At 66.3% G+C, this 9,518-nt stretch carries 11 protein-coding genes, 1 tRNA gene and 1 pseudogene; 5 read left to right on the forward strand and 8 right to left on the reverse strand.

The window, feature by feature from the left end; translation table 11 throughout:
• Positions 1-54: 54 nt before the first annotated feature.
• Positions 55-1,404 (reverse strand): MATE family efflux transporter, encoded by a 1,350-nt coding sequence (locus ABZ717_RS12455; RefSeq protein WP_358508720.1) that lies wholly within the window; start codon positions 1,402-1,404, stop codon positions 55-57.
• Between the two features lie 348 nt (positions 1,405-1,752).
• Here ABZ717_RS12455 and dnaB point away from each other — a divergent pair, with 348 nt between their 5' ends.
• Positions 1,753-3,105, forward strand: a complete 1,353-nt coding sequence (gene dnaB, locus ABZ717_RS12460) for a replicative DNA helicase (protein ID WP_067598201.1) — start codon at positions 1,753-1,755, stop codon at positions 3,103-3,105.
• Between the two features lie 74 nt (positions 3,106-3,179).
• Here the strand turns inward: dnaB and ABZ717_RS12465 are convergent.
• The 6 genes and pseudogenes from ABZ717_RS12465 to upp all read right to left on the reverse strand — a co-directional run.
• Positions 3,180-3,383 (reverse strand): annotated as a pseudogene (locus ABZ717_RS12465) (tylosin resistance protein TlrC); the annotation flags it as partial.
• A gap of 499 nt (positions 3,384-3,882) precedes the next feature.
• Entirely contained in the window at positions 3,883-4,113 is a 231-nt protein-coding gene (locus tag ABZ717_RS12470) for a hypothetical protein (RefSeq protein WP_358508722.1), read from the reverse strand.
• A 241-nt stretch (positions 4,114-4,354) separates the two neighbouring features.
• Positions 4,355-4,870, reverse strand: coding sequence for a PH domain-containing protein (locus tag ABZ717_RS12475; RefSeq protein WP_067598195.1), 516 nt, complete (start codon positions 4,868-4,870; stop codon positions 4,355-4,357).
• A gap of 19 nt (positions 4,871-4,889) precedes the next feature.
• The gene (locus ABZ717_RS12480) at positions 4,890-5,054 is read right to left on the reverse strand and encodes a hypothetical protein (RefSeq protein WP_358508724.1); all 165 of its coding nucleotides are present in this window, start codon (positions 5,052-5,054) and stop codon (positions 4,890-4,892) included.
• Between the two features lie 362 nt (positions 5,055-5,416).
• A complete protein-coding gene (locus ABZ717_RS12485; protein ID WP_358508726.1) occupies positions 5,417-5,659 on the reverse strand; it encodes a hypothetical protein in 243 nt (80 codons plus the stop codon).
• Positions 5,660-6,095: 436 nt separating this feature from the next.
• A complete protein-coding gene (gene upp, locus ABZ717_RS12490; RefSeq protein WP_358508728.1) occupies positions 6,096-6,749 on the reverse strand; it encodes a uracil phosphoribosyltransferase in 654 nt (217 codons plus the stop codon).
• A gap of 323 nt (positions 6,750-7,072) precedes the next feature.
• On the opposite strand from upp, the gene ABZ717_RS12495 reads away from it, so the two are divergent.
• From ABZ717_RS12495 to ABZ717_RS12510, 4 genes are all read left to right on the forward strand, one after another.
• Positions 7,073-7,573 (forward strand): tRNA adenosine deaminase-associated protein, encoded by a 501-nt coding sequence (locus tag ABZ717_RS12495; protein WP_067598185.1) that lies wholly within the window; start codon positions 7,073-7,075, stop codon positions 7,571-7,573.
• Between the two features lie 42 nt (positions 7,574-7,615).
• Positions 7,616-8,104 carry a tRNA adenosine deaminase-associated protein gene (locus ABZ717_RS12500; RefSeq protein ID WP_358508730.1) on the forward strand — a complete coding sequence of 163 codons (489 nt, stop codon included), beginning with the start codon at positions 7,616-7,618 and terminating at the stop codon, positions 8,102-8,104.
• A 44-nt stretch (positions 8,105-8,148) separates the two neighbouring features.
• Complete coding sequence (locus tag ABZ717_RS12505) at positions 8,149-8,601, forward strand: nucleoside deaminase (RefSeq protein ID WP_358508743.1); 453 nt, start codon at positions 8,149-8,151, stop codon at positions 8,599-8,601.
• Between the two features lie 10 nt (positions 8,602-8,611).
• A tRNA-Ser gene (locus ABZ717_RS12510) sits at positions 8,612-8,699 on the forward strand.
• Positions 8,700-8,749: 50 nt separating this feature from the next.
• Here the strand turns inward: ABZ717_RS12510 and ABZ717_RS12515 are convergent.
• The gene (locus tag ABZ717_RS12515) at positions 8,750-9,316 is read right to left on the reverse strand and encodes a PadR family transcriptional regulator (RefSeq protein ID WP_358508731.1); all 567 of its coding nucleotides are present in this window, start codon (positions 9,314-9,316) and stop codon (positions 8,750-8,752) included.
• Between the last annotated feature and the right edge of the window lie 202 nt (positions 9,317-9,518).

Raw genomic sequence — 9,518 nt, forward strand, 5'->3', positions numbered from 1 at the left:
CGCCGCCCTCGACACGACGGTCGGGGGCGGGTCCTGCGTTCGCGAGGGTGCCCCTCAGGGACGCGTCGCGCCGGTGACCAACCAGGCGGTACCACGCGCGCGAAGGCCGAGAGTGATGGCCCGGGCCAGGATCCATACGGCGAAGGCGATCCACAGGCCCACCAGACCCCAGGTCTGGGACGTGGCCAGGTGTGGAAGGACCAGGGCGAACGGCAGGAAGGCCAGCATCGTCCACAGGGAGGCCCACGCCAGGTAACGCTGGTCCCCGGCGCCCATCAGTACTCCGTCGAGGACCATGGTCACTCCGCTGAGCGGCTGCATCAGCGCCACGACGACCAGGGAGGCCATGATCAACCCGGCCACCCGGGGATCCGAGGTGAACGGAAGGTGCGCCCACGGCAGCACCAGGAACACCAGGACCATGAACACCAGGCCCGACAACACCCCCCATTCGATCATGCGCCGAGTGGTGTCCTTGGTGCCTCGAACATCCCCCGCCCCCAGATAGCGGCCGACGATCGACTGCCCCGCGATGGCGATGGCGTCCATGGCGAAGACCAGCAGCGCCCAGATGTTGTAGCTCACCTGGTGCGCGGCGATCGACTCGTCTCCCAACCGGGCGGCCACCGCAGTGGTCACCAGCGCCACCACACGCATGGACACACTGCGTAGGAACAGTGCGAACCCGGCCGAGGCCGAGGCCTTCAGTCCCGCCACACTCGGCATCAGGGAGACACCCTCGCGACGGGCGGCGCGGACGATGGTGGCCACGTACCAGAACGCGCCCGCCCCCTGGGCGAGCACCGTCGACCACGCGGAACCGGCGATGCCCCAGTCCAGGACCAGGACGAACGTGGCGCACAGGATCGCGTTGCCGATGTAGGAGGAGACCGCCACCATCAGCGGGGTACGGGCGTCCTGCAACCCGCGCAGCACTCCCGTGCCCGCCATGATGATCAACAGGAACGGGGTGCTGAGCAGGCTGATGCGCAGGTAGATGATCGCGTACGGGGCCACTTCGGGGGAGGCGCCGAGGAGGTCGATCATCCACGGGCCGAGCGGCCAACCGATGCCGATCGCGGCGATACCCAGCAGGACCGCGAGCCAGAGCCCGTCCACACCGTCGCGCATGCCGCCGGGGATGTCTCCCGCGCCGAACTTGCGGGCGACGGCGGCGGTCGTGCCGTAGGCGAGGAAGACGCACACCGCCGCCAGGGTCAGCAGCACCTGTCCGGCGACGCCGAGACCACCGAGGGCCTGGGTGCCGAGCGAACCGACGATGGCGGAGTCGGTGAGCAGGAAGAGCGGTTCGGCGATGAGGGCGAAGAACGTGGGGATGGCGAGGGCGAAGATCTCGCGGTCGTGGCGGTGTCGGAAGGGGGCCGCCGAGAGGAATGTGGCCATGGCAGAGCCACAGTACCGGACAGGCGTTCGACGGGTGGGGTGAGGTTGTCCACAGGCTGTCGAAGGCCTGTGGATAACCTGTGGAAAGCCTCCTCGTGAGACATCTTGCACGTCTTGGTAGAGAAGCGCGTTTTCGCAGTTCAAATGGGTTATGGGTGACTGGTGGCATAGTTATCCACAGGTGATGTGCATAACCTCTGCGCACAATGCCCCATGGGGCTGGGGATGTGATGGTAAAGGGGTGTCCACAGGCCTCCCTCACGGCGTCCCCCGTCACCCGGATGGGGCATGCTGGAAGGGTCGGCCCGGACCCGGGCCGACGCACGCGTCCGGTGTGGGGAGTAGTCCGTGAGTGTCGCCGAGCAACCACCTGAAGCAGGCGGATACGAGCGCACCCCACCGCATGACATCCAGGCCGAACAGAGCGTCCTGGGCGGCATGCTCCTGTCCAAGGACGCCATCAGCCAGGTCGTCGAGATCATTCGGTCCGCGGACTTCTACCGACCCGCGCACCAGATCATCTACGAGAGCGTCGTAGACCTGTTCTCCCGTGGCGAGCCGGTCGACGCCATCTCGGTCAACGCCGAACTGACCAAGCGCGGCGAGGCCACCCGTGTCGGCGGCGCCCCCTACCTGCACACCCTCACCGAAGCGATCCCCACCGCGGCCAACGCCGGCTATTACGCCAAGATCGTCTCCGACCGCGCGGTCCTGCGCCGCCTGGTCGAGGTGGGCACCCGCATCGCGCAGATCGGTTACTCCGGCGACGGAGAGGTCGACGACCTGGTCGACCACGCCCAGGCGGAGATCTACAAGGTCGCCGAGAAGCGCACCGGTGAGGACTACGTCGTCCTCGGCGACATCATGCCGGGCGCCTTGGACGAGATCGAGGCCATCGGCGCGAACGACGGCAGCATGACCGGTGTCCCCACCGGCTTCGCCGACTTCGACGCCCTCACCAACGGCCTCCACCCCGGCCAGATGGTCATCATCGCCGCTCGGCCCGCCGTCGGAAAATCGACCCTGGCCTTGGATTTCGCCCGTGCTGCGTCTATCAAGAACGAGATGACGTCCGTTTTCTTCAGTCTGGAGATGGGGCGCAACGAGATCGTCATGCGTCTGCTCTCCGCCGAGGCGCGGGTGCCGCTGCACACCATGCGTTCGGGGTTGATGACCGACGACGACTGGGCGCGGCTGGCCAGACGTATGGGCGAGGTGGCGAGTGCGCCCTTGTTCATCGACGACTCCCCGAACATGTCGATGATGGAGATCCGGGCCAAGTGTCGTCGGCTCAAGCAGCAGCACGACCTCAAGCTGGTGATCGTCGACTACCTCCAACTGATGAGCTCGCCCGGTCGGGTGGAGAGCCGCCAGCAGGAGGTCTCCGAGATGTCGCGTTCGCTCAAGCTTCTGGCCAAGGAGTTGGAGGTGCCCGTGGTGGCGCTCTCCCAGCTCAACCGTGGTCCCGAGCAGCGCACTGACAAACGCCCACAAGTGTCGGATCTTCGCGAATCGGGCAGCATCGAGCAGGATGCGGACATGGTCATCCTGCTGTACCGCGAGGACGTGCACGACAAGGAGTCGCCGCGAGCCGGCGAGGCGGACATCATCGTGGCCAAGCACCGTAACGGACCCACCGCCGACGTGACCGTGGCCTTCCAGGGCCACTACAGCCGCTTCGTCGACATGGCTCCGGGATAACCTCGGCGGTCGGCGAGTACGGGGTGTGATCGATTTGGTCACACCCCGTTGTATCGGTCAATCCATAAGTCGACTTATGTGCTGGCCAAAATGTCGACAAAGAGATTCGTCGACTTGTCGCCGTGGATCTCGCCGGACTCCAGGCACAGATGTCGGCCGCTGAAGCGCTCGCGCATGCGTCGGTCGTGGGTCACGATCACCAGTGCTCCGGTGTGGTGGGACAGCGCCTCCTCCAGTTCCTCCGCCGGACCGGAGGAGAGATGGTTGGTCGGTTCGTCCGGGTGATCTGTGAAAGCCGTCGGTGACGCGGTCCGAGCATGGGGACCTCCTGCCGCGTGTGTGGTCCGGGGTTGTGCGCCACGGTAGGGAAGGGATGGGTTTCGGTCATTGGCGCGCATATACGCTGCCGGCCGAAAGCCGATGGTCGCCGGTGGCGAAGGCCTTCCTGATCGCGGTGTGGGGACGCCGACGGAGCCGCGCCCACCGTGTGGAGGTGGGCGCGTGGTGCTCGGAACGTGGCGGTCCGGCGCGAGGAAGGATCTAAAGCAACATGAGTGAGACGGTGCGTCTCGTCTCAATCAAGGTCAAGGCCGTTTTCGTGAGACGGGAGTCACCCTCGCCGCTTCTCTAGAGGCGGATATTCGGTTGTCCTCATCTAGATTTATGGTCTTGCCGATTTGTCGACAAAACGATGAGCCGACTCTGTTCGGCCCGAGAACGCGAAGAGCCACCCGCGTCGTGCGGGTGGCTCTTCGGGGTGTGTGTCCGGGCGGCCGGTCAGAGCCAGCGGGCCTCGGGGCGGGTGCGTCCGCTCTCATCGGTGATCAGAACCCAGTGAAGGATGGGGTGCTCCGAAGTGGTCGCGTCGGTGTTCTCGCGCGGTCGAGGGACCTGCGTGGGCTGAGGAGCCAGGCCGGCGAGGCGGCGGCTCTGGGCAGCGGATCGATTGCGCCGACGGGTGGTCAACGAGCGGGACGGGCGCGGCGCGTGGTCGGTCCTGCGTGCCATGGAGCCCTCCTCGTTTCCTATTGAGATAGCTCATGTTAACCCTTTGTTCATCTAAGAGTCAATTCGGCACGGCGTGACGTACCTGACCACCCGGGGATTTCGCGCTCGAACCGCCTCCAAGGTGAACGCAAGATGAACAAACCGGTAACCCGGGTCGCGGCGAGGGGTCGGCCAAGGATCGGACACGAAGAAGCACCCGCCACCTAGACGGGTGCTTCGAAGCGTCGTACGCGGGTACCGGTCACTCCTTGAAGATCAGTCCCACGACCTCGAGGTAGAGCTGCTCGGGGTAGGGAATGAAGTCGATCCTGCTGAGCGCCTGGTCCTGACCCGCGGACTCCATGACGAAGGTTCCGTAGCCGAGGAACCGGCCGAGCAGGGTGCGTTCGAACCGCATGTCCGTGACCTTGCCCAACGGCATCATGTTCACCTGTCGGGTGATCAACCCCGTGGTCAGGAGCAGCCGGGCCGACGTGATGACGAAGTAGTCCACAGACCACTCCGCGACCCGCCAGACGAACCACACCAGGACCAGCAGCCACAGCCACCAGATGACGGCGAGCACGACGCCGCCGTCGGCACCGCTGCCGATCGTCTGGCTCAGGATCCCCGCGAGGATCAACGCGGCCAACACGATCGCCACCGGTCCGATGAGGACCGCGGGGTGACGTCGGATGGTCACCACGTCCTGCTCATGTGGCAGGAGATAGCGGTTGACCGATGCCGGTGCCGCGTTACTTGAGGCGACGAGCTTCATGGCACCCGCTTCCTCACGACTACGGCAGCAGTGCGTTGACGAAGCGGGACATCGACTCCGCGCCGCCCATCAGGCCGCCCAGGGCACCCTGGATCACCCCGGCCGCACTTTCCGGTTGCGTGAGTAGATAAAACAACACGAAACCGATGAGCGCGTATCCGCCCCATTTCTTCAACTTCGCCACGACTGACTCCCCTTGGAATCCACCTGACCCACCAACCCAGCAGTGATTGTTGCATCGACCATCATGCCCGTAAAGCCTTAAGCGCACCCTCGGCGTGGCGGTATGTCTGCCGTTCGCCACTTGCGGACTGTGTCCGGTTCCGGTGAGGTTGTTGTCCCTGTGAAGGACGGTCCGAAATTCCTTTTTGTCCAGAGGCAGGTCAGAAGGGGTGAAGACCGCAGACGAACGTGTTCCGGGTGGGAGGTTCCGTGGAGTTCCGCAGGTCCGGATCCCGGGGAGGGGTCACCGGCGCCGGCCCGGCGTCGGTTCCCGGTCTTCCATAGTTCTGTGTAATGCAGGGCCGAAACAGCCCACGCGAGTGGTCAACGTTGTTCGGCGAAGGCCAGGGCCAGAACCTGTAGGTGTTGTCGTGCGATGCGTTCGACGAGGTCCGGGGTGGCTCGTCCGGTCACGTCCTGGGCTCCGTGCCGAGCCGCGTCCACGCACCGGGAAACGGTGGCGGAGTGGTGAACGTTGGAGAACTCCGTGGAAAGGCGACTGACGACGGGACTGAAGTGGGGGTCGCTGGCGGCCTGGGTGGACGAGGGGGAGGGGTTCTCGGGCATCTCACTCCTTCTGGGCTGCGGGCGGAACGGCACGGGGGGTGTGCGCACGGGGGCTATGCGTAGCCACTGAGGGGTAGCCGGAGTGCCGCCTCGAATGTGGGGGCGGTGTTCCGGGTCTCGGTGGCCTGGCCCCTGGGGCGGGGCGGTTTCGGTCGGGCTGATCTACCCCGTTACGGGTGGTCAGGAACCATGATCACCCTAATCTGTTACGTTCCAATCTCGAAATGAATTCGGCTAAAGCAGCGCCGTGTCTCCGGTGTGATCGATCAAGCGGGCTCGACCAGGGGGGACGTCGGGCGGGGGCACGGCCATGAGGGGTCAATGCCCGATTTTCGGACGTTCATTCGGCTTCGACCAGAAAGAGCCGAAAAAGCGCCCGATCAGTGATCTGATCGGGCGCTCGGGGCGTGGGATGCGACGAAGCCGCGGCCCGGCCTCAGGAACAGCCGTAGAGGCGATCACCGGCGTCGCCGAGTCCCGGCAGGATGAAGCCCTGCTCGTTCAGGCGCTCGTCGACGGCCGCGGTCACCACGCGAAGGGTGGCCCCGTGGTTCTCCGGGAGGCTCTCCGTCAGCTTCCGCTCCACCGCGGTCAGGCCCTCGGGAGCGACCAGCAGGCAGATCGCGGTGATGTGATCGGCGCCGCGCTCGACGAGCAGCTTCAGGGCGGCGGCCAAGGTTCCACCGGTGGCCAGCATCGGGTCGAGCACGTAGCACTGGCGACCGGACAGGTCCTGGGGAAGACGGTCGGCGTAGGTCGCCGGCTGCAGGGTCTCCTCGTTGCGGGCCATACCCAGGAACCCGACCTCGGCGGTGGGCAGCAGCCGGGTCATGCCGTCGAGCATGCCGAGTCCCGCGCGCAGGATCGGAACGACCAAGGGAGTCGGGCGCGACAATTGGAATCCGGTGCTCTGCACGAGCGGGGTCTCGATGGTGACCTCTGTCACTCGGACATCTCGCGTCGCCTCGTAGGCGAGCAGGGTCACCAGCTCGTCGGTCAGCCGCCGGAAGGTCGGTGAGTCGGTCCGCACGTCGCGCAGGGTGGTCAGTTTGTGCGAGACCAAGGGGTGGTCGACGACCAGGGTTTCCAAAACGTTCTCCGGGTGAGCTGGGGCGACAGGGCGATGTGTGGGTAGAGGGGCCGGCACGAGTCTAACCGCGCGTATACCCCGACCCGGGGTGTCTCGGGCGGGCCTCGGGGCACCCCGGCCCCCGTTCGAGGTGTCGAGGCCGTGAAGAAGGGTGCCGGGATCGTATGCGGGGGCGCGCCGGAGCCTCCTGACGTGAGAACGTGGGTCCGGTCCATGGCGGACGAAGGAAGGCTGTGAGGTGGGAGTGATCGCTACCATGACACTCGCACGGGCGAGCCGGATCCCTTCGTCCGCACCGATACACCGTCCGGGTTGGGGTGACGATGACAGTGCTCGATCATGGTGACGACGACTCGGGTGACTTCGCGGCCGTCGCATACAGGGAAGAGGAGTACTGGGATGTGGATCTCCTCCCCATCGCGCTGGTGCACGACCTCAAGGGTCTGATCCACGCGCTGCGCCAACAACCGAGCATCAGCGGTTCCCTCGGACTGGTGTCCGTAGGCGACGACTTCTTCATCATCGTCCGGGTGTACGGCGAGGACGTCACCGTCTTCCTTTCCGACGTGACCGCCTCGGTGGACTGGCAGGTGGCCAGGGACGTCCTCGACTACCTGGACATCGACCTTCCCCACGACGACGACCTCGATCAGGTCCTGCCCGCGGGCGACCTGTCCGTGGTCGCGGACCTGGGCCTGGACGAGATGGAACTGGGCGCCCTCGCCGGTGACCTGGACCTGTATCCGGACGAGGTGCTCGCCAGCGTCTCCGAACGTCTCGGATTCGCTCAGGCCTTTCAGCGTGTCCTCGACGGTATGGGGTAAGGACGCCTGCGGAAGTGACCTGGAGAGACGGGAGAGTGAGCCGTGTCGACCTTCGCAGCTGTCTTCGCTCCCAACGGCGGGACATGGCGCGGAACCGAGGTCGATCTCGGTGATGTGGACGTCATCGACGACATCACCGACCTCATGCTCGACTACGAGACCGAGTGGGGCAGTGACATGGCCCTGCTCCTGGTGGAGGCCGACGACGAGTGGTTCGCCGTCGTGCGTGTGGACGTGATGGGTTCCGAGCCGCGCGTCTATCTCTCCGACGGTCGGGTCGTGCACGATCACCCGGTGGCCGGGATCCTTTCCGAGGCCGGTGGCCTGGGAGCCCCCATGCCGGTGGAGAGCGCGGGAGCCCGCCCCGATCCGCGTCCCGACGGTGACGACGGTCTGCTCTCGGACCTCGGGGTGCCGGGCGAGGAACTGCGGTCCCTCTCCGCCGATGGCGGGGTGCTGCCCGGTGACGTCCTCGCGGTGGTGGCCGAACGCACCGGCTTCGCCGAACTCCTCGACTCGATGCGGCTGTGACGGGCACCCTTCCCGGGATCGACCGTGCCACGGCCGACTCGGCGATGCTCGAAGCCCTGGTCGAGGCGGAGCGTGCCCTGAGGACCGACGACGTGCCCGTGGGCGCGGTCGTGCTGGGACCCGACGGAACGGTGCTGGGGCGCGGCCACAACGAACGTGAGGCCACGGGTGACCCGACCGGGCACGCGGAGGTACTGGCCCTGCGCGCGGCCGCCGAGGCACGCGGTGAGTGGCGCCTGAGCGGCTGCACGCTGGTGGTGACCCTGGAGCCCTGCGTGATGTGCGCGGGTGCCACGGTGCTCGCCCGAGTGGATCGCGTGGTCTACGGGGCGCGGGACGCCAAGGCCGGTGCGGTCGGTTCGATGTGGGACCTGCTCCGGGACCCTCGGCAGAACCACCGTCCTGAAGTGATTCCACCCGAGATGATCAGCGAAAACGTGGCCGAAAGGTGTTCGGGGTTGCTCACCCGGTTTTTCGCACGGCGCAGGATCCGGTAGAGTTCCTCTCGGTGGAGTCGCCTAGTGGCCGATGGCGCCCGCCTCGAAAGCGGGTAAGGGGCAACCCTTCGAGGGTTCAAATCCCTCCTCCACCGCCACCAGCCGCCCCCGGGAGCACCGGGGGCGGTTTTTTCTTGCCCCGGAAGCGTCAGGAGGGGGAGGTCCCCCCGGTCGGGCCCTTGGTCTCCCCGAGCTCGGCGATGGCCTTGTCCAGCCAGTTCACCCAGAACATCTCCAGCTCGACCCCGCCCCGCAGGACCAGCCCCTGGACCCGGTCGCGTTCGGTCCCTCGGCCTCGGGCCGCGTCACGTCGCTGGAACTCGCGGTATTCGGCGAGTCGTTCGCCGTGCAGCTCTCGGTGCCGGCGCAGTTCGGCCACGAAGTCGGGGTCCACACCCACGACGCCTGTGGCGCGTACCCGCAGCATCAGGGTGTCGCGCAGGGAACGGGGCTCCTCGGTCTCGCCCACCCAACGCTCCAGTTCGGCGCGGCCCGCGGCCAGTACCTCGTACTCCTTGCGCTGTCCCCGCGTGGGGGAGTCGTTGGGCAGGGCCCGGATCAGCTCGGACCGCTCCAACTTCCCCAGTTCTCGGTAGATCTGCTGGTGGGAGGCGGACCAGAAGTATCCGATGGAACGGTCGAAGCGTCGGGTCAGCTCCAGTCCCGAGGAGGGTTTCTCCAACAGGGCGGTGAGGATCGCGTGGGGCAGGGACATGTGCGCATTCTAGGAAGGGGCGGCCGCGGACCGGTCGGGCTGTTGTTAATGCATCGACTTGTCCCAATTTCATTCGACTGATTGCTTTTGATGCAATATTTATTGCGTCCCCGCTGCCCGCCGAGGTGGACATCACCGGGGTGGAGGGCGCGACCCTGCACACCAGCGAGGGCGACATCGCACTGGAGCTGCTGCCCGACGA

Origin of the sequence: Nocardiopsis sp. NPDC006832, assembly GCF_040635885.1 — a bacterium.
GTDB lineage: Bacteria > Actinomycetota > Actinomycetes > Streptosporangiales > Streptosporangiaceae > Nocardiopsis.